A 19,398-nucleotide genomic window follows, 5' to 3' on the forward strand; every position below is an offset into this window, starting at 1 on the left:
ATTTAATCCTGCCATATGTGTAAAACGAAAAATGAGGGAAGACGGCTAAGCCGCTGAAAATTCCTTCGCTGCATCCGCTATCCAAGCCACCGTCGAAACCACGAGCGAGGCCTCAACATATATTCGGTAAAGACCGAGGCGTTGATGGATGATCATCGCGGGCTGGTTGGCAAACCGAGTAGTGATGACTTTGCCGGGAGCGAAAACCAGAGGATCGCAATCCACGGCGCATCCCTTCGCAATGAACTCCCAGGCAGCTGGAGCGCTTATCTGAAAGCACGCGCGACTGTCAGAGATGAGCGTGACCGTCGCGAAAGCGCCCTGTAACGCTGCCCTTAATGACGCCGCAAAAGCATCCTGCTTCTCAGCTGGTACAAATAGCAGCCATTCCTTGGGGCCTGCCCAAGCGATCTCGCATTCCGAGCCTTCTACGAACACTCCAACGGAGGGAAGCTCAATACCACATACTTTAGCCACCGCGGCGTTTACGATTTGATCGGAGGCACTCCCCTGAAGCCTCAAGATACCGCCATAGGACTTCTCTGAAATTTTCAGAGGCGGGAAGTCGATCGGGAACAGATAGGTACTCGGTACGACGGAATTAACCACACCGTCACGCGCGTTGAGCTTAACCATTAAGGCGCTCTCCCTTAGAGTCAAAATGAGCCGGGGAAACGATGCGAGCGGCGATGATATTGCCGTTTGAATAAACGAAGACTTCCTCGTTCATACGGGAAGCTCCGCGCCGAACAATTCCCAAACCAATATGCTTACCTAAGGCAGGGCTAAATACAGCAGAGGTTACATAGCCATGGCTTGCGATAGGGGCGACTGGCTTATCTGTACCTACGACGTGTCCTCCAACCGGTAGACGTTCTTGCGAATTTACCGATTCAAGCCCCACAAACTGCAAGCGATCAGGAGACTGTTCAGCCTCCCGCTGCAGTGACCGACGGCCGATAAAATCAACTGGCTTACGCTCAATTAGACGCCCCATTCCCAAATCCAATGGGTTGGAACAGGCATCTGTGTCACTACCGACGTGGATGTAGCCTTTTTCAGTACGCATAACCTCCAGCGCTTCAACGCCGTAGGGTGTAATACCGAATTCTTGCCCAGCTTCGTAGACGGCATCCCAAAGAGATTCTGTGTAACGAGCAGGTACGCCGATTTCAAAGGTGGTATCGCCGGTAAAACTCGCTCGAAGGATACGTACTGGGACACCGCCTATCTGCCCTTCGCGATATTGCATATGTGCAAATTTTTCGGCTGCTAGATCAACACCACAGTCGAGCTTCTCCATGACAAGACGCGCCTTGGGCCCAGACAAAGTCAGGTTGCCCCACTGAGTAGTTACATTGTTCACATGAACCTGTAAATCAGGCCATTCGCACTGCAGATACTCCTCCATCATCAAGGTGACACGACCCACCGCACCGCTCGTTGCATGAACCAGGAACAGATCTTCCGCCATGCGGATGATCACGCCGTCGTCAATTAGAACGCCGTTCTCATTGGTCAACATTGCATAACGGGCGAAACCTGATTTGAGTGTCGATATGTTGTTGACGTATACGCGGTCAAGAAAAGCCGCAGCATCTGGGCCACTGACCTGGATTTTACCCAGAGGTGATCCGTCGAACATACCGACATCAGAGCGGGCTGAGTTGACTTCACGCAGGGTAGCTGTATGAATATCCTCACTCCCCTGCGGGTAGTAATCAGGCCGTTGCCAACCATAATCACCAAACTTCGCGCCATGGCGGACGTGCCATTTGTGAGCTGGCAAAGTCTGCCACGGTGCATACATCTCGCCGACAGTAGCGCCCGCGAAAGCACCCAACGTAACAGGCTGGTATGGCGGTCTGAATTTGGTCGTGCCGACTTTTTCGATCGGTTTCCCTGTCAGCTCAGCAATAATTGCCAGGATATTAAAGTTACTGGACTTACCCTGGTCGACGCTCATACCACCGGTGGTATAGCGTTTGACGTGCTCCACTGAAACAAAATTTTCCAGCACAGCTAGTTCGATGTCTGACACCTTCACGTCATACTGAAAATCAAGCCATTGCTTATCAGTAGGTTCAGAGCGCGTAAACCAGAACGGTTCAATAGTTTCGGCACTGGCCTCTTGAGAAGCTGTCCATTTTTGCATGACCACCGGGCTGCCTGATACGCTCCCCAGAACCGCTTCACACCCTGCTTGGTAACCTTCTTCCAGGCACTGTTGTAAGGTCACATTGCCATTAGCTGCACCGACGACCCTTAGTCGCTGAGTACATGATTTCGGCACCAGGCATGCACGTGACTCATCGTATCGAAGAGCTCCACCTGATTGGCTATGCAAGTGAATGGTCGGTGTCCAACCGCTCGACATTGCCAGCAAATCACATTCAAGCAACTGTGTATTGCTACCTAATTGCCCACCACCAAGGTGGACGGCGAGTTGAACAGCTTTGATTTGCTTCGTGCCTTTAATGTCCCGCACACTTTGGCCGATCAGGTGTTCGATCCCTTTATTCTTCAGCTCAGCGCTTAACAAGGCGTTGACGCCGGATCGGGTGTCGACGACCTTAATTCCTTTCACCCCCAAATAATGAAGGTCAAGAGCGGTGCGATAGGCACTATCATTGTTCGTCACCACCACAACTTTTTCTCCGGCAACAATGCCGAAGCGGTTTGCATAGTGACGGACTGCAGATGCAAGCATCACGCCTGGGCGATCATTGTTAGGGCATACCAATGGGCGCTCAAGAGCACCAGCCGCCAATATGACTTCCTTGGCGTGAATCCTCCAAAGACGCTCACGCGGCTTCAGTTTTGCGGTAACACCGCCCACCAGACCATTGGTAATCAGCCGCTGAGAAGCGACCAAAAAATTGTTTTCGTAATAACCACTGACATTCGTCGCTTGTAGTAAGCGCACGTGCGCCTTCGAAGCTAAATAAGCAACACTGTCGCTGACCCATTGGCTTGCAGATTTGCCGTTAATGGTCATGCGTTCACCCTGGAGGGAGCCCCCAAATGACTCCTGGTCATCGGCAAGAACTACCCGAAGGCCGCTATCTGCTGCAGCTAAAGCTGCTGCGATGCCTGCGGGCCCGCCACCACAGATGAACACGTCGCAATGGAGATTGCGCTTCTGATAATTCTGAACATCACGCTCGGTCGGCGCTTTTCCGAGACCTGCGATTGGGCGTACGAAACGCTCGTAGAAATGCCACGTTGGCCAGATCATCGACTTGTAATAAAAGGAGGCAGGAAGCAGACGACTAAATTTATCCATTACACCAAGGACGTCATTTTGTACGTTCGGCCAAGCGTTTTGGCCCCGCGCTCTAAGCCCTTCATAAAGCATGACCATTGTTGCTCGAACGTTGGGTTCTTCGAATCCTCCCGTTTCCAGCTGCACAAGACCATTTACCTCCTCAACCCAGCTTCCCATCAAACCACGGGGACGGTGAAGCTTGAAGCTACGGCCTACGATCTTGACTCCGTTAGCCATCAATGCGGCAGCAAGAGTGTCGCCTTCGCGCCCCTGGTAGGCCTTGCCGTCGAATTCAAAGTTGATGGGTTTCCTAACTTGCTTAACAGAAGCGTCTCTCGACTCGATTCTTTGCAATTGCGTCATGATATGGCCTGCTTCGCGTCTTCATGCTGAGTGTTTTCGCCAGATTCGTACGAGAAACGCGGAACGTCTCTTAGATCCAAAACTTGGGTGATTTGGTGAGTGAGCGTGTCCCGCTCGCATACAAACCATTGGCGACATCCAAAGGTATGTCTCCATTTCTCTCTGGACAAACCTCGGGGGTTTTCACGGCGGAAGAGATAATCTGCCCACTGCTCATCGCTCAATGCAGCAGGATTGCTAGGTCGAGAACGATCCCAAGGGCCACCGTAGGTGAACTCGTCCTCATCCCTGGTACCGCAGTAGGGGCATTCAATAATCAACATGGCAAATCCCCTAGTGATCCACGCCAGCAGCAGCGGCTTCGTTGACGAAACGACCGCTGATGAAGCGATCAAGACCAAATGGCTTGATTAGTTCGTGCGGGCGGTCATGTGCGATGGTGTAAGCAAGCGTGTCGCCACCAGCTGGTATGGCTTTGAAGCCGCCAGTCCCCCAACCTGTACTGATATAGAAACCAGTAACTTTCGTCTTACCGAGAATGGGGCTGGAATCAGGCGAAATATCGACGATGCCCGCCCACTGTCTCATCAATTTCAATCGACTGAATGTTGGGAACAGATTCAGCGTTGCGCTGACTGTTTCTTCCAATGCTGGAAGCGTGCCTCGCTGACCGTAGGAAGGGTAAGCGTCCGCTCGCCCTCCGATCAATATCTCGCCCCGATCGGACTGACTGACATAAGCGTGCACAACTGGCGAAACGACGATGCCCGTAAGCACTGGCTTGATTGGTTCACTTACCATCGCTTGCAATGCAATACTTGCGATTGGCAATTTGATGTCCACCATCTTCGCCAAGACAGATGAACTGCCTGCAACTGCCATCGCGACCTTGTCAGCCTTAATTGTGCCAAAAGGAGTCTCAACTCCAGTCACGCGGTTACCCGTGCGATGAATAGCGGTGACTTCGCAGTTCTGGATGATGTCCACACCCAGATTATCAGCCGCACGAGCGTAACCCCATGCCACAGCATCATGGCGTGCAACCCCGCCGCGATTCTGAATGAATCCCCCCATAATCGGGAAGCGCGCATCTTTGCTCGTATCCAACAACGGCATGAACTCACGGATACCATCAAGCGAGATCATTTGAGCGTCGACACCTTGCATTTGGATCGAGTTCGACCACCTTTCAAGCATGTCCATCTGATGAGGATTGTGAGCCAAGGTAAGTACGCCGCCCTGGCTAAGCATTACGTTGTAGTTCAGCTCTTTTCCCAAGCCTTCGTACATTTTGAGAGAGTGCTCAAAAAAGTTTGTACTCTCAGGAAAAAAGTAGTTGGAGCGGATGGCTGTGGTATTTCGTCCAGTATTACCGCCCCCAATCCACCCTTTTTCAATCACGGCCACATTGCGGATGCCATACCGATGCGCAAGGTAATATGCGGTGGCGAGGCCTTGGCCTCCCCCGCCGATGATGACCACGTCGTACGACTTTTTCGGCTCCACTGAACGCCAGGCAGGCGTCCAGTTACGATGCCGCGTAAGTGCGTGCTTGGCCAAAGACAGAAGCGAATACTTTTCCACACCGACCTCTTCCGCAATGCGGTGATTTAAAGAATTACCGTGCGATGGCCATTCATGAACACGCGGCCATCACAATGCAGGCGAACCGCGTGGGACAGTGCTACGGCTTCGGTATCGTGCCCAACCAGTACCATGTCCTGCGGACGGAAGCTGTGATCGATCATCCGCACCTCCTGCACAATGATCGGCCCCTCATCCAGGTCACTGGTGACGTAGTGAGCAGTTGCGCCGATGATTTTCACGCCGCGCTCATGAGCTTGATGGTACGGCTTCGCACCTTTAAACCCTGGAAGGAAGGAGTGGTGAATATTGATCGCGCGGCCATTAAGGGCTCGGCACAAGTCATCGGAAAGAATTTGCATGTACCGAGCAAGTACCAGCATTTCAGCGCCAGTGCTTGCAATCAGCTCCAGAATTTGACCTTCCTGTTTGGATTTGGTCGCAGGAGTGACGGGCAGGTGGTGGTAAGGAATTCCATACCACTCCACCAAGCCGCGGCAATCGTCGTGGTTTGAAACCACACCAACGATATCAACAGGCAAGGCGCCGGAACGCCATTTGGTAAGGAGCATGTTCAAGCAATGGTCGTACTTGGATACCGCGAGCATGATCTTAGGGCGCTGCTCAAGGCTACGGATCTCAAATTCCATTTCCAGTTCAGCAGCCAAAACGCCCATCAACTCTTCCAATTGGCCAATGCTGACTTTCAGCACATCCGATTTGAAGACCATGCGCGCAAAGAACATCTCTGTATCTGGATCGCTGTAATGGCTGGACTCACAAACAAATGCGCCGTGTTCATACAGCAAGCCTGTGGTTTTCGCCAAGATTCCCAAGCGATCTGGGCATTTGAATGTGAAGACGTAGCTAACAGAAGGAGAAAGGTTAGTAGCGCTCATGACCGGTTTCCTGATGACTTAAATTCAAGTGAATCGATACCAGAGCGGCCTAGGCATTGCCGCTCACCCATACCCTAATTAATTCACCTGACTTAATTTGAGTCAACGCAAAACCGCATTTGACGCTCGCAATTCTCATGGAGTACAACGCGTGAGGCCGCTCCCGTGGTAAAAGACTTGCGACCGATATTCTGTTCAGAAAATGTATTGAAGGAGGCACCATTGGGTCGCACCGTTGCACCTCAAGAAATCAAACAGCGCCTGATACTGACTGCTTTGCACCTCTTCTCAGAGCAAGGGATCGCGGCGGTTTCGTTGCGCACAGTCAATCGAGCAGTCGGTCAAAAAAACACGTCAGCGGCCCATTACCATTTTGGTGATAAAACTGGGCTAGTCGACGCAGTAATTAGCTTCATCCAAGACTGGTTCACGGCCCAGCGCGCAGCGCCACTAACCGCACTCGAAAAGGCGGCAATCGCTGGCCCGATCCTCACGGAGGATGTATTGCGGGTGTGGGCCATGCCCTATATCGAACTGATGAAAACCGAGGAATGGGGGTATGCGGCAATCCGCTTAATCGCTCATCTGCAATACGAGCAAGAAAGCACCGGGCGAGAAGCACACAGTCGTGTGGCAACGGATGCACTGCGCCGACTCAACACACTGATGGAACAAAGCGTTCCTGACGTCCCACCAATGCTGACGCGCCACCGCTTTGCACTGTGTGTGAACAGCATCGTTCAGAATTTAGCAAATGCCGGCGCACGCCTGGACAGTGATCGAGAGGTAAACTCAAGACAACTTGACTCACTGCTTGAACTTTACCTCGAGGTCAATTCGGCCGGACTCAAAGCGCCTACGAAAATCAAGAAAGGTAGTGCGATATACAAAAGGCTGGGAGCAATTCCCAGCCTACTCTGACGCCTCTAAGCCGAACGCATGACTGTAGCGAATGCCGCACAAACTCGGCTAATGTTGTGAGGATTTAACCCCGCGATGCAAATGCGGCCAGTTTCCACCGCGTAAACACCATGATCCGTTTTCAGCGCCCTCACCTGAGCAGCGCTAAGGCCGGTATAGGCAAACATCCCCTCTTGTCGCTGAAGGAAAGAAAAGTCCCTCTCAGGCATGAGCTTACTTAGGCCGTCGACCAACTGAGCCCTCATCTTCACGATACGCGAGCGCATGGTCGCAAGCTCGCTCTCCCACAACTGCCTAAGAGCTGGAGTTCCTAGTACGCGAGCCACCAAAGCAGCACCAAAGATCGGAGGACTTGAGTAGTTTCGACGCACACTCAGTTTCAGTTGCCCGAAGACCAAGTCCGCATCATGAATGCGCGACACCACGCTTAGCGCTCCCACTCGCTCTCCGTAAAGGGAGAATGTTTTAGAGAATGAACTGGATACCAAGAACTCCATTCCCCGGTGGGCGCACTCACGGATCACCCAAGCATCGTCATCAAGCCCTTGACCGAACCCTTGGTATGCAATATCGAGAAACGGAATAGCCTCGCGCGATTGCAGTGCATCTAGCAGTTCGATCCATTGCTCACGGGTGGGCTGAATTCCCGTAGGGTTATGGCAGCAAGGATGTAGGAGAACAATGCTTCTTACAGGTATCGATTTAAAGACAGCCAGCGCGCCCTCATAATCAAACGCCTGTGTCGCAGGGTCATAGTACGGGTATCGATTAACCTTCAACCCTGCCCCTTCGAAAATTCCAAGGTGGTTATCCCAGGTTGGATCAGAAACCCAGACTTCGCTTCCAGGCCAAGCTGTGCGCAGAAAATCTGCACCTACCTTAAGGGCTCCCGAGCCTCCAACCGTTTGCACGATCGAAGTTCCGAAATGGCGCTTGTCCAAGCTGTCGGCGAAGATCAATTGATGCACCAGCGCTCGATATGCGGACTCCCCCTCCATTGGCAGATAGCTGCGAGGTTTATGCTCACTGACGACGACTTGCTCCGCTTGAGCGACACAGTCGAGCAGTGGAACCTGACCTAGCTCATCGTAATAGATGCCGACTCCAAGATTGACCTTATCGATTCGAGGGTCAGCGAAAAAATCGCTCATCAACCCAAGAATCGGATCGCCCGCATAGCGTGGTAGATGCTCAAACATAGCGCCCTCTCAATATATATGGATCACTGCGAAACGTCCGATTTAGACGCTTGCCCTTAAGTCATTGTGAGCCTCGCTCGTAGGGGGAATCCTGTGTGCTCAGGGGCACAGGGGTTCCCCTCTTAGTGATGGTAATGAGAGAGGACAGATTTGACTGAAACAAACCTGCTCTTGCTGGATAAGGTAATCCCATAGAGACCCATTGATCACTACAAGGTGTGGCTCCATGGATTTCACCAAAACTAAATGGCGCCCTACGGGCACCCCTGGCGTATTGCACGCGACTCTCTATGAAGCGTCAGAAGCAGCACGCACCGTTCTGATGAGACTGCAGCCTGGAACACTTACTGATCCGCATGCTCACGAGACTGAGTCCGAGGAGATTTTTGTACTCGAAGGCTTCTTTGAGGATGACGACGGATCGTATCGACCCGGCGATTACTGCATACGTCCAGCTGGGAAAACTCATCGCGCCTGGTCTAGCACCGGCTGCGTCGCAATCGTGATTTACCGCTGATTAGAAAAATAGCCTGACGTTAAGTCTGGGCTGAAAGGAGTGACGAATGAACACCAAAGCTGATTGCCCTAAAAGCGTTGTAGAACGTCTAATCACTGAGCATCGTCCAGGCTATTCGCTAGCTCAAGAGTTCTACAAGGATGCCGCGGTTTTCAAAACCGAGCTGCAGGCTCTTTGGTTCCAACAATGGATTTTTGCAGGATTGGAATGTGAGATCGCCGAACCGGGCATGTGGTTCAAGCTCGATATTGGAGAAGCCTCCGCGATCGTCATCCGAAGCCACGATGGAGCAATACGCTCTTTCCATAACACATGCCGCCATCGTGGTTCTCGCATCTGCACTGCGGAAAAAGGCAAATCACGCAACCTCACCTGTCCCTACCACCAATGGACGTACGACAGCCAAGGAAAACTGCTGTTCGCGAAGGAAATGGGAGATGACTTCGACAAAGGTGAGCACGGTCTTAACACAATTCATGTAGAAACCGTCGGTGGATACATCTTCATTAACTTCGCGTCTGAGCCAAGCTCGTTCGACACTTTCAAAGAAGAAATTGCCCCTTATCTGGCGCCGCACAACTTGTCCGATAGCAAAGTGGTCTTTGAGTCAACTATTATTGAAAATGCAAATTGGAAATTAGTAGTTGAGAATAACCGCGAATGCTATCACTGCGGAGGTAGCCACCCGGAACTACTCAAAACAATTGCAGAGGTCGAAGACACCACCGACCCCAAATGCAGCCCTGCATACGTTCAAAAAAGCCAATTGGACGAGCAACGTTGGGTAACGCAAGATCTACCCTACAAGTTGAAAAAAGACACCGATAGTGGTTGGCAAATCGTTCGAGTTCCTATGGCTCGAGGCTTGTCTTTTACAATGGACGGTCAACCGGCTTCTTCATTGCTAATGGGTGACCTGCCTGACTTTGACGTTGGCTCCGTTCGCTTGCTGCACTTTCCGAATACTTGGAATCATGCACTTGGTGACCATGCCCTAGCTTTTCGTGTATTGCCGCTAGACGCTCAGCGCACCGCAGTCACCACGAAGTGGATGGTACATAAAGACGCCATCGAAGGCGTCGATTACGATTTGGAAAAGTTGACGAAGGTCTGGTTGGCGACTAATGACCAGGATCGAACCTTGGCAGAAAATAATCAACTGGGTATTAACTCTCCAAGTTACCGCCCGGGCCCTTACTCTCAGTATTTTGAATATGGCGTGCTTGCGTTTGTGGACTGGTATCTAGCTGCAATGCGTGAAGGGCTGAATGATGGTCACTGACCCAAACGTTATCGAACTAATTTGTACACACGTCGATGAAGAGTCGTCTTGTGTGCGCACGTTCAAATTTAAACCGACTACCGCTGGTAAATTCCCCACTTACTTAGCGGGGCAGTTCATCACACTTCTGATCGAGATTGATGGGGTATCAGTTCGTCGATGCTATACGTTGTCATCGTCTCCATTGGGGGATGCCCCCCAAGAAGAACTCGCCATTACAGTAAAATCCAAGGAAGGAGGCCAGGTTTCTACCTGGCTCCATCAAAACATGTTGCCTGGAGTACGAATCAATTCTCTGCCTCCTGCTGGTAGATTTCACGTATCTGAAAAGACACCCGAAAAATATGCTTTCTTTGCAGGTGGTGTAGGAATTACTCCTGTTTTATCAATGACACGTTGGTTAGCTGAAAGTGGCTGCACCTTGGATATTGTGTTCATCCAATGTGCTAGCGAGGCCAGTGAGTTATTGTTTGTGAAAGAACTTGAGGGTTACGCAACGAAACCCGGGTTCAGGCTGCATCTGCAGCCTAGTCGGGGAAACAATTGGAGTGGCGTCCACGGCCGGCTAACCGCCGAAGGCCTTAAAATTCTCATACCAGACTTTCATGAACGACAAGTACTCTGCTGTGGCCCTGATGGGTTTATGTCTCATGTACAAGCTCTAGCTCAAGCGCTAGGTGTACCAAACAACCGATATTTCCAAGAAAGCTTTGAAGTTGACACTCATCATTACGGTGATATCGATGAAACAGCGACGCTTGAGAATTATACGATCACGTTCTCCAACGACGGAACGAAGGTCAATTGCCGGGGAGACCAGACTCTTTTAGCTGCAGCTCGGGACGCGGGGGTTTACATCCCCTATTCGTGTGAAGCCGGCATCTGCGGCTCGTGCAAAGTCAAAGTAACTCAAGGCCAAGTTACAGGCCAAAATGACGGTGGACTTGAGGACGGTGAGACCGATCAAGGCTGGACATTAGCCTGCTGCTATCGCCCGGTGACAGACTTGATTATTGAGAGTTGATGAATTGAGCCATTCAATCATAGAAAGCACCGTACTCGTATACCTTGGCCTCGGCAGCAACGTTCACGGCAATAGCAATATTCGTACGGGCCTGGACAATCTAAGCTTGCTAATGGAAGACATGGATTTTTCACCCGTGTTCGTGAGCGAAGCTGTTGGTATAAAAAATGACTTGTTTTTCAACATGGTCATCCGAGGACGTTGCAATCTGTCATTGGCATCATTGGTCAAAAAAATAAAAGACATTGAGCTGGCAACTGGAAGACAACGCAATTCGCCAGAAGTCACATTAGATATAGATATCCTTATGTACGGCGAGGAAGTTGGGACTGCGGAAGATATCGAACTTCCTAACCCAGACATTCAGTCAGCTGCGCACGTCCTATATCCGCTATCGATTGTGGCTAAAGATGAAACGCACCCCATAACGGGCGCTAAATTTTCAGATCTATGGGCGGCTTGGGATAGACCACGTCGTCTATGGCCAATTCCGTTCGAGTGGCGTGGAATCGAATTAACTCCACGTAGTTTCCTAAGCACGTTGAGCATATCGAAGAGCAACCCTAAACAGCCAGTTCAATATTTTTTCGGGCAGGCTATTTATTGATTCCCCCATGCCATTTTAAAATTCAACAAAAAACTAACAAGAAGACTTCGACCTTTAGTCACCGACTGCTTAAGACCTAGAACGATGCAAGCCAATCTCTTTCAATTGCATCGTCCTAGAATCTTTAAACCTTTCCTGTTCAAACCGGAAAAATCGGATGTCGACACATGTTAGCGCCACTCAATGTACCACACGAACATATATCACCTTCGCAAAGACCGGAGGCCGTGTGAATAGTTCCGAACCTACGCTAAAGCACTCGTTTCTAGAAGATATCCAAGCCATCGTAACTGGGACAGCCATGATCGCCCTGGCTCTGAATATGTACGCAAAGTGTACGCTGATCACCGGTGGTGCTACCGGTATGGCGTTGCTTGCCCACTATTTCACCGGCTGGACAATCGGGATGGCCTTTTTCATCATCAACTTGCCCTTCTACTGGCTGGGTTACAAACGCATGGGACTCGCATTTGTCGTGCGTACTGTCACAGCGATCAGCTCGCTAGCATTTTTTACCGACCAACTGCCTCACTGGATTTCCTTCAACGAACTCAACCCATTATTCGCCTCCCTCATCGGCGGATGTTTGATTGGCCTGGGGTTCATCATGGTGTTCAGGCACGGGGCAAGTCTCGGCGGAGTGAATATTTTAGTCCTTCACTGGCAAGCCAAGTACGGCATCAACGCGGGTAAGACACAGATGGGTATCGACACTTGCATCCTTCTAACCTCATGCCTGATGGCGCCTTGGAGCTCAGTTTTCTATTCGCTGCTGGGCTGTGTCCTGGTCAACGCTCTGATGATTTTGAATTTCAAATCGACCCGATATCTCGGCTACAGCTGAGGACAATGGGAAGTTAATAAAAAAGAAGAGGTAATTTGCAGTGCACCGTGAACAAATGGAGTTTGACGTCGTTATCGTGGGCGCAGGGCCAGCTGGCCTTGCCACAGCCTGTCGACTCAAACAGATGGAACACCAGTTGGGCAGAGAGCTTTCCGTATGCGTCGTGGAGAAGGGCTCCGAGGTCGGAGCTCATATTCTTTCCGGCGCAATTTTCGAGCCTCGAGCACTCAATGAGCTTTTTCCAGATTGGAAAGATACAGGCGCCCCTTTACATACGCCGGTCAAGCGCGATGACATCTATGTACTAAGAGATGAAACTCGTTCACTAAAACTACCTCATGCGCTCATCCCAAAGACAATGCACAACGATGGAAATTACATAATTTCCCTTGGAAATCTCTGCCGGTGGTTGGCGCAAAAAGCAGAGGAGCTGGGTGTTGAGATCTACCCCGGTTTTTCTGCTCATGAAGCGATCATCGATGATGAAGGGATCGTTCGTGGGATCGTAACAGGTGATTTGGGCATCGATCGAAATGGTGAACCAAAGCCAGGCCAGTACACTCCAGGAATGGAGCTAAGGGCAACCTACACCGTATTCGCTGAAGGATGCCGGGGTCATTTAGGAAAACAATTGCAGCAGCGTTTTGACCTGGCTCGTAATGCAGACGCCCAACACTACGGCATTGGGATAAAGGAAATTTGGGACATTGACTCTAGCCTGCATGAACCTGGCCTAGTAGTTCATACCGCAGGATGGCCGTTGGACGACAGCAACCCAGGCGGATCCTTCCTGTACCACCTGGAAGGTAATCAGGTGGTGGTGGGGCTGATCGTTGATCTGTCCTACACCAACCCTCACCTCTCCCCCTTCCACGAGTTCCAACGCTACAAGCACCACCCAGTCATAGCCAAGTACCTCAAGGGTGGGCGCAGGGTCTCTTACGGTGCTCGAGCCATCAGTAAGGGCGGTCTGAATTCACTGCCGAAAATGCATTTCCCTGGCGGCCTGCTGGTGGGCTGCGATGCAGGCACACTCAATTTTTCCAAGATCAAAGGCAGCCACACTGCGATGAAGTCGGGGATGATTGCTGCTGAGTGCATCATCGAAGCATTCGCACTGGAAATTCCTCCTCAAGCTGACCTACAGAGCTACAACGAGGCGTTCCGAGCCAGCTGGCTGTACGATGAACTCTACGAGAGCCGAAACTTTGGCGCTGCGATACACAAGTTTGGAATGTACCTGGGCAACGCATTCAATTTCATTGAGCAGAATTGGTTTGGCGGAAAGCTGCCATTCACCCTCCACGATACCAAGCCGGATCATGCTCAGCTGCGCCACGCCGATGACTCGCCGAGGATCGATTATCCCAAGCCAGACGGCGTTCTGAGCTTTGACAAGCCTTCGTCGGTGTTTCTCTCGAACACCAACCATGAGGAAAATCAGCCAATTCATCTGAAGCTCGCGGATCCGTCAATTCCGGTTGGAATGAATCTACCGGCGTATGCCGAACCTGCCCAGCGATACTGTCCAGCAGGGGTTTACGAGATCATCGAATCGGAAATCGAACCACCACGCTTTCAGATCAATGCGCAGAACTGCGTTCATTGCAAAACGTGTGACATCAAAGACCCTGCCCAGAACATTACCTGGACACCTCCTGAAGGCTCAGGTGGGCCAAACTACGCAAACATGTAAGGAAAAAAAGACTGCACGAGGAAAGGAGGAGAAATCTCGTGCAGCTTGAAGGAAGCTTCAATCAATGTGCGCGCGTTTCTACAAACCTTGGCCGTAGGCCATCCGCTGATTCATTGATGATTGGTTGAGGGCTTCTCGGGGCGTGGCGATAGCTCATGATCACTGCCCCGGAGCCCCAGGGCCTTGTCAACGATGAACCATGAACATAAAGATCTGGCGCAACAACCGCTGAAAGTTGGTCAGGCTGCCCCTCATTAGACCAATGCCGACGGCCGATCTAGCTATCAGCAGCTGAGCCTAGCGAGCACTCTTAAGACGGCATTAATGATTCAGCCTATCTTTTCGTTTCCCTGCTTTCAGACCAGCCAGCCCTGGCTTGAGATCTGGAAGGATCGGCTAGGCGGCTATTCCAACACGCCTAGAAGAACTGGATCGCACCGCCCTTCCCTGCTTTCTCAGTAGTGAAATTGATGGGGCTGCCTCGGTCTCGCAACGCGAGGCGCGCCCAGAGGTTTAGGAGCGATCTGCATTTCCACACAGTGCGACCATTCAGGCCACCCCGACACCCATTCTCAGATCACCTTAGAGCGCAGCAGCCAGCTCTGGAACGAGATCATACAAGTCACCAACAATTCCATAATCGGCAACGTTGAAGATCGGTGCGTCAGGGTCGCTGTTGATGGCGACAATGACCTTAGAGTCTTTCATGCCGGCCAAGTGTTGGATGGCGCCACTGATACCCACGGCAATATATAGATCCGGCGCGACAATTTTCCCGGTCTGACCCACTTGTGCATCGTTTGGTGCGTAACCCGCATCGACTGCCGCTCGGCTGGCACCCATTGCTGCGCCAAGCTTTTCAGCCAAGGGGGTCAACACCTTCTGATAACTTTCGCTGCTGCCCAGCGCACGACCACCACTGACGATTACCTTCGCCGAGATGAGCTCAGGACGATCGCTGGAGATAGTGTTTGCAGTCACGAACGCGGAGCGCCCCAGATCTTCGACAGTGTCTACGGACTGAATTGACGCACCTGGAGCGCCATGGGTTGCGGCATCAAATGCAGTGGAGCGGACAGTAAGTACGATCTTTGAATCGGTGGACTGTACCGTCGCAATAGCGTTGCCGGCGTAGATCGGACGCTCAAACGTATCGACGGAAATCACCTTGGTGATGTCGCTGACTTGGCCCACATCCAGCAAAGCCGCAACTCGGGGCGCGGTGTTCTTTCCTTGAGCCGTCGCGTTGAAGACAACGTGGGAATAGGAATCGGCCAGGCCGGAGACCAGAGGAGCGAGGTTCTCGGCAAGTGCATGTTCGTAGGCAGCAGCGTCAGCCAGCAAGACCTGAGTGACACCAGTGATCGTTGCAGCTTGTTCAGCGGCAGCGCCGCATGAAAGGCCTGCGACCAGCACATGAACGTCGGCGTCGATTTGCAGAGCAGCAGCGACGCTGTTGAGGGTCGCAGATTTGATAGCGCCGGACTCGTGCTCGGCTATGACCAATACAGACATTGTGCTTCCCCCTTAGATAACCTTGGCTTCATTTTTGAGCTTATCGACTAGCTCACCGATGCTCGCGACTTTGACCCCTGCACCACGCGATGCAGGCTCAGCAACTGATACGGTTTTGATACGAGGAGAGAGATCAATGGCGAAGTCGCTGGCAGCAACGGATTCCAAAGGCTTTTTCTTAGCCTTCATGATGCTAGGCAGGCTTGCATAGCGAGGCTCATTGAGACGCAGGTCGGTCGTGATGACAGCAGGGAGTTGCAAGCGCAAAGTCTCCATACCACCGTCAATTTCGCGGGTAACCAAGACAGAGCCTTCTGCAGGCTCCACAGCGCTGGCGAAGGTGGCCTGGCCCCAACCCAGAAGAGCGGAAAGCATTTGGCCGGTCTGGTTGCAGTCATCATCGATGGCTTGCTTGCCCAGAATTACCAGGTCAGGAGATTCCTTGGCGATCAGACCTTTGAGAATCTTGGCTACGGCCAAAGGCTGCAGCTCCACTTCCGTTTCCGCAAGGATCGCGCGATCGGCGCCGAGCGCCAAAGCAGTGCGCAGAACGTCTTGGCAGGCCTGGGTGCCGCAAGTGACTGCGATCACTTCTGTAGCGATCCCTTTCTCCTTTAGGCGAACAGCTTCTTCGATTCCGATCTCGTCAAAGGGGTTAAGGCTCATTTTGACGCCACTCAGGTCAACGCCTGAGCCGTCGCTTTTCACTCGAACCTTCACGTTGTAATCAATGACGCGCTTTACAGCGACTAGAATTTTCATCACTTCGATTCCATATTTCAGGTAGCGGGAACCGCAGCGCTGTCCAAGGACAGCGCTGGGCTAAAGCCATTAAAGGGTCAGGAATTGATGGAGGCGCGCATCCGGGCACCAGAGGGGTCGAACACCGACTCAAGCACCACACGGGCCTGGCGACGCTCACCCAGAACATCTACACCGTACTGAGCATCGACGTCGATCTTGTCTGCGTCGACATAACCCATCGCAATGCTCTTGCCTACCGTATGGCCATAGCCACCGGAGGTGGTGTAGCCAGCAAGTTGATCGCCGATCCAGATCGGCTCGAAACCTGCCGGATCAGCATCCGTTGCGTCGACAACCAACGTGACCAGACGGCGGGATGGGCCCTTGTCACGCTCGCGCAGCGCTGCGTCGCGGCCAATGAACGAAGGCTTGTCGTAGTCGACGAAGTAGTCCAGGCCACTTTCCGCTGCGGTGTAGTCAGTCGCGTATTCGCGGTTCCAAATCCCGTAGCTCTTCTCAAGACGCAGGGACATCAATGCCCACACACCGATCTTGGTGAGCCCGAACGCTTCGCCGGCGGCGAGCAGTTCCTTGTAAACGGTCGGCAGGTACTGTGCTTCCACGTAGACTTCGAAACCCAGCTCACCAGACAATCCAATGCGTGCGATGCGGCCAGGGGCGAAGCCGAGCTCGACGTCGCGAACCGAAAGCACTTTTTCCATGCCGTTCAGCACTGCCGGGCCAAAAGCTGCGCGCAACAGTGCAGGAGCTTTAGGGCCGGAAATGGCCAAGGCCATTAGTGTTTCGCTGCGGTTGTCGATCACGACGCCCGAGCTCGGAAGGTGCTTCTCGAACCAGCGCTGATGCCATTCCTGCAGGTAACCAGAGCCGGTGACCATAAAGCGGTCTTCGGCCAGTCGCAACATGGTCAGGTCGCCCTTGAGCCGCCCGGAGTCCAGCAGCAGCGGAGCAAGGCGGGCACGGCCAACATCAGGCAGGCGGTTCGCGAACACGGTATTCAACCAGTCGGCTGCTTTCGGGCCACTGATTTCGTACTTGGCGAAGCTTGCCGCGTCGAACACACCCACATGTTCACGGACTGCCTTGCATTCTGCTGCTACGTGCTCAAAAGCGTTCGAGCGACGGAACGTCGGAATCTCGACTGCGTCCACGCCTTCAGGCGCAAACCACATCGGCATTTCAAGGCCATAGCCCACACCGAAAATAGCCTTATCTTTTTTCTGATCTTCGTAGATCGGAGTCGTCTTGAGCGGGCGGCCCGCCGGCCACTGCTCGTTAGGTTTGGCCAGGTAGAAGCGGTTGCCGTAGAACTCCTTGGCCTTCGCGGTTACGTAGTTCTGGGTCAGATTAGGGTAACGGGCGACGTCCATCGCGAAAACGTTGTCGTGCGGTTCACCTTCGATCATCCACTGGGCCAGGGCCAGGCCAATGCCACCGCCTTGGCTGAAGCCCGCCATGCAGCCGGCAGCAACCCAGTAATTGCGTTTGCCACGGACTGGCCCGATGACCGGGTTACCGTCTGGAGTGAACGTGAACGGGCCGTTGACAATTTTCTTGATGCCGGCCTCACCCACCAACGGGAAGCGCTCGAAACCTTTGAGCAGGGCGTCTTCCAAGCGCTCAAGGTTGGGCGGCAGCAGATCGCTTTCACCGTAGCTCCATGGAGTACCGTCGAGCGCCCAAGGCAGGCAGTTCTTTTCATAAACGCCTAGCAACACACCGTTGTGCTCCTGGCGCATATAAATTTCGCCATCTAGGTCGGCGATGACCGGGATTTCTTTACCGAACGCTTTGAGCTCAGCGATTTCCTCAGTGATGAGGTAGTGGTGTTCCATCGGGATCAAAGGCAACTTAACGCCTGCCATGGCCCCTACTTCACGTGCCCAGAGGCCGGCGGCGTTGACTACATGCTCAGCATGGATAGTGCCTTTATCGGTCACAACGTCCCAAGTGCCGTCAGGGCGCTGATTCAGCTCTTCAACCTTGGTTTGCTGGTGGATCTCAGCGCCATTCTTGCGCGCGGCACGGGCATAGGCCTGGGTACAACCGTAGGGGTCGAGGTGGCCTTCGTCTTTGAACCACAGGCCGCCGAGCACATCGGTGGTGTCGACCAGAGGGCAGGCAGCAGCGATTTCCGAAGGGGTGATCAGTTGGGACTCAATCCCCATGAATTTATGACGAGTGTATTCCGTGCGCAAAAATTCCCAGCGCTCAGGAGTCGCGGCGATGCTGATACCGCCTGGAATATGAATACCAACGTCTTGGTCACCTACCTCTTGAATCTCTTTATAGAGTTCAATGGTGTAGCTCTGCAGGCGAGCCATGTTCATATCGCCGTTTAGCGTGTGGAAACCAGCAGCGGCGTGCCAAGTCGACCCAGCGGTCAATACTTTACGCTCCAGCAGCATGACGTCCCGCCATCCGAATTTGGTAAGGTGGTACAAAACAGAACAACCGATTACGCCACCACCAATCACGACAACTTGAGTTTTAGTTTTCATCTCAGACTTCCTTCAAAAATTCCAAAGCGCATCGCTAGGAGCGCTTTTGGTTTCACGCCACCCGCCTTGCATGGATCGAATTTAAGATCGCGTGACTGATTTGACTAAGTCATATCTGATTCAGAACCAAGACAGATGCCACAACCCTGCAGATCTGCGACGTGCGCCATTCCGAAGCAACGCGCACCTTTTTGATTCGTCTTTCCCTACCAAGCCCCTTATGGCCTTCATCTGCATCGATGCGAGGAAATGTAACTATAGGCGCACTCGTGAGGGTCGAACGACGTAACCGTTACCTTTGGTGGCGCCCCACCCTCGCGCCCGCGAAATCCGAGAATGGCCTACACGCCTTATAAATCAAGTGATTTAATAACCTCGGACTGTCTGATGCCATGTTCGGCACAAGGATTGCT

The 19,398-nt window shown here is 52.5% G+C and carries 16 protein-coding genes; 7 read left to right on the forward strand and 9 right to left on the reverse strand.

Annotated elements, in window-relative coordinates; all coding sequences use genetic code 11:
* Positions 1 to 45: 45 nt before the first annotated feature.
* The 5 genes from ABIE16_RS12265 to purU are packed head-to-tail and all read right to left on the reverse strand — an operon-like array spanning position 46 to position 6,114.
* Positions 46 to 636 (reverse strand): sarcosine oxidase subunit gamma, encoded by a 591-nt coding sequence (locus ABIE16_RS12265; protein ID WP_429521260.1) that lies wholly within the window; start codon positions 634 to 636, stop codon positions 46 to 48.
* A complete protein-coding gene (locus ABIE16_RS12270; protein ID WP_429521261.1) occupies positions 629 to 3,631 on the reverse strand; it encodes a sarcosine oxidase subunit alpha family protein in 3,003 nt (1,000 codons plus the stop codon). The genes ABIE16_RS12265 and ABIE16_RS12270 overlap by 8 nt, the downstream gene beginning before the upstream one ends.
* Positions 3,628 to 3,954 carry a sarcosine oxidase subunit delta gene (locus ABIE16_RS12275; protein WP_429521262.1) on the reverse strand — a complete coding sequence of 109 codons (327 nt, stop codon included), beginning with the start codon at positions 3,952 to 3,954 and terminating at the stop codon, positions 3,628 to 3,630. Before ABIE16_RS12275 ends, ABIE16_RS12270 begins: the two co-directional genes overlap by 4 nt.
* Positions 3,955 to 3,964: 10 nt before the next feature.
* Entirely contained in the window at positions 3,965 to 5,215 is a 1,251-nt protein-coding gene (locus ABIE16_RS12280) for a sarcosine oxidase subunit beta family protein (RefSeq protein WP_429521263.1), read from the reverse strand.
* 26 nt (positions 5,216 to 5,241) lie between these two features.
* Complete coding sequence (gene purU, locus ABIE16_RS12285; RefSeq protein WP_429521264.1) at positions 5,242 to 6,114, reverse strand: formyltetrahydrofolate deformylase; 873 nt, start codon at positions 6,112 to 6,114, stop codon at positions 5,242 to 5,244.
* Between the two features lie 222 nt (positions 6,115 to 6,336).
* On the opposite strand from purU, the gene ABIE16_RS12290 reads away from it, so the two are divergent.
* On the forward strand, positions 6,337 to 7,035 hold the full coding sequence (locus ABIE16_RS12290) for a TetR/AcrR family transcriptional regulator (RefSeq protein WP_429521265.1): 699 nt from the start codon (positions 6,337 to 6,339) through the stop codon (positions 7,033 to 7,035).
* Positions 7,036 to 7,040: 5 nt separating this feature from the next.
* On the opposite strand, the gene ABIE16_RS12295 is transcribed toward ABIE16_RS12290, so the two are convergent.
* Positions 7,041 to 8,234 (reverse strand): aromatic amino acid transaminase, encoded by a 1,194-nt coding sequence (locus tag ABIE16_RS12295; protein ID WP_429521266.1) that lies wholly within the window; start codon positions 8,232 to 8,234, stop codon positions 7,041 to 7,043.
* Positions 8,235 to 8,460: 226 nt separating this feature from the next.
* Between ABIE16_RS12295 and ABIE16_RS12300 the strand changes: the two genes are divergently transcribed.
* The 6 genes from ABIE16_RS12300 to ABIE16_RS12325 all read left to right on the forward strand — a co-directional run bounded on the left by ABIE16_RS12300 (position 8,461) and on the right by ABIE16_RS12325 (position 14,204).
* Complete coding sequence (locus tag ABIE16_RS12300; RefSeq protein WP_429521267.1) at positions 8,461 to 8,751, forward strand: cupin domain-containing protein; 291 nt, start codon at positions 8,461 to 8,463, stop codon at positions 8,749 to 8,751.
* Between the two features lie 46 nt (positions 8,752 to 8,797).
* Entirely contained in the window at positions 8,798 to 10,033 is a 1,236-nt protein-coding gene (locus ABIE16_RS12305; protein WP_429521268.1) for an aromatic ring-hydroxylating oxygenase subunit alpha, read from the forward strand.
* Positions 10,020 to 11,057, forward strand: coding sequence for a 2Fe-2S iron-sulfur cluster-binding protein (locus tag ABIE16_RS12310; protein ID WP_429521269.1), 1,038 nt, complete (start codon positions 10,020 to 10,022; stop codon positions 11,055 to 11,057). Before ABIE16_RS12305 ends, ABIE16_RS12310 begins: the two co-directional genes overlap by 14 nt.
* A gap of 4 nt (positions 11,058 to 11,061) precedes the next feature.
* Positions 11,062 to 11,664, forward strand: coding sequence for a 2-amino-4-hydroxy-6-hydroxymethyldihydropteridine diphosphokinase (gene folK, locus ABIE16_RS12315; RefSeq protein ID WP_429521270.1), 603 nt, complete (start codon positions 11,062 to 11,064; stop codon positions 11,662 to 11,664).
* A gap of 229 nt (positions 11,665 to 11,893) precedes the next feature.
* A complete protein-coding gene (locus ABIE16_RS12320; protein WP_429521271.1) occupies positions 11,894 to 12,508 on the forward strand; it encodes a YitT family protein in 615 nt (204 codons plus the stop codon).
* 40 nt (positions 12,509 to 12,548) lie between these two features.
* Entirely contained in the window at positions 12,549 to 14,204 is a 1,656-nt protein-coding gene (locus tag ABIE16_RS12325; RefSeq protein WP_429521272.1) for an electron transfer flavoprotein-ubiquinone oxidoreductase, read from the forward strand.
* A 582-nt stretch (positions 14,205 to 14,786) separates the two neighbouring features.
* On the opposite strand, the gene ABIE16_RS12330 is transcribed toward ABIE16_RS12325, so the two are convergent.
* The 3 genes from ABIE16_RS12330 to ABIE16_RS12340 all read right to left on the reverse strand — a co-directional run bounded on the left by ABIE16_RS12330 (position 14,787) and on the right by ABIE16_RS12340 (position 18,985).
* Entirely contained in the window at positions 14,787 to 15,719 is a 933-nt protein-coding gene (locus tag ABIE16_RS12330; protein ID WP_429521273.1) for an electron transfer flavoprotein subunit alpha/FixB family protein, read from the reverse strand.
* Between the two features lie 12 nt (positions 15,720 to 15,731).
* Positions 15,732 to 16,481 carry an electron transfer flavoprotein subunit beta/FixA family protein gene (locus ABIE16_RS12335; protein ID WP_429521274.1) on the reverse strand — a complete coding sequence of 250 codons (750 nt, stop codon included), beginning with the start codon at positions 16,479 to 16,481 and terminating at the stop codon, positions 15,732 to 15,734.
* Between the two features lie 77 nt (positions 16,482 to 16,558).
* Positions 16,559 to 18,985 (reverse strand): GcvT family protein, encoded by a 2,427-nt coding sequence (locus ABIE16_RS12340; RefSeq protein ID WP_429521275.1) that lies wholly within the window; start codon positions 18,983 to 18,985, stop codon positions 16,559 to 16,561.
* Positions 18,986 to 19,398 lie beyond the last annotated feature (413 nt).

The sequence above is a fragment of the Pseudomonas sp. 2725 genome (genome assembly GCF_050434585.1).
In the GTDB taxonomy this organism is placed as follows: domain Bacteria; phylum Pseudomonadota; class Gammaproteobacteria; order Pseudomonadales; family Pseudomonadaceae; genus Aquipseudomonas; species Aquipseudomonas jessenii.

Bases quoted from the DNA above. Each gene is read 5' to 3' on its own strand.
- ABIE16_RS12295 (WP_429521266.1), bottom strand. From the start codon at position 8,234: ATGTTTGAGCATCTACCACGCTATGCGGGCGATCCGATTCTTGGGTTG.
- ABIE16_RS12275 (WP_429521262.1), bottom strand. From the start codon at position 3,954: ATGTTGATTATTGAATGCCCCTACTGCGGTACCAGGGATGAGGACGAG.
- ABIE16_RS12335 (WP_429521274.1), bottom strand. From the start codon at position 16,481: ATGAAAATTCTAGTCGCTGTAAAGCGCGTCATTGATTACAACGTGAAG.
- ABIE16_RS12265 (WP_429521260.1), bottom strand. From the start codon at position 636: ATGGTTAAGCTCAACGCGCGTGACGGTGTGGTTAATTCCGTCGTACCG.
- ABIE16_RS12330 (WP_429521273.1), bottom strand. From the start codon at position 15,719: ATGTCTGTATTGGTCATAGCCGAGCACGAGTCCGGCGCTATCAAATCT.
- ABIE16_RS12300 (WP_429521267.1), top strand. From the start codon at position 8,461: ATGGATTTCACCAAAACTAAATGGCGCCCTACGGGCACCCCTGGCGTA.
- ABIE16_RS12305 (WP_429521268.1), top strand. From the start codon at position 8,798: ATGAACACCAAAGCTGATTGCCCTAAAAGCGTTGTAGAACGTCTAATC.
- ABIE16_RS12310 (WP_429521269.1), top strand. From the start codon at position 10,020: ATGATGGTCACTGACCCAAACGTTATCGAACTAATTTGTACACACGTC.
- ABIE16_RS12340 (WP_429521275.1), bottom strand. From the start codon at position 18,985: ATGAAAACTAAAACTCAAGTTGTCGTGATTGGTGGTGGCGTAATCGGT.
- ABIE16_RS12270 (WP_429521261.1), bottom strand. From the start codon at position 3,631: ATGACGCAATTGCAAAGAATCGAGTCGAGAGACGCTTCTGTTAAGCAA.
- purU (WP_429521264.1), bottom strand. From the start codon at position 6,114: ATGAGCGCTACTAACCTTTCTCCTTCTGTTAGCTACGTCTTCACATTC.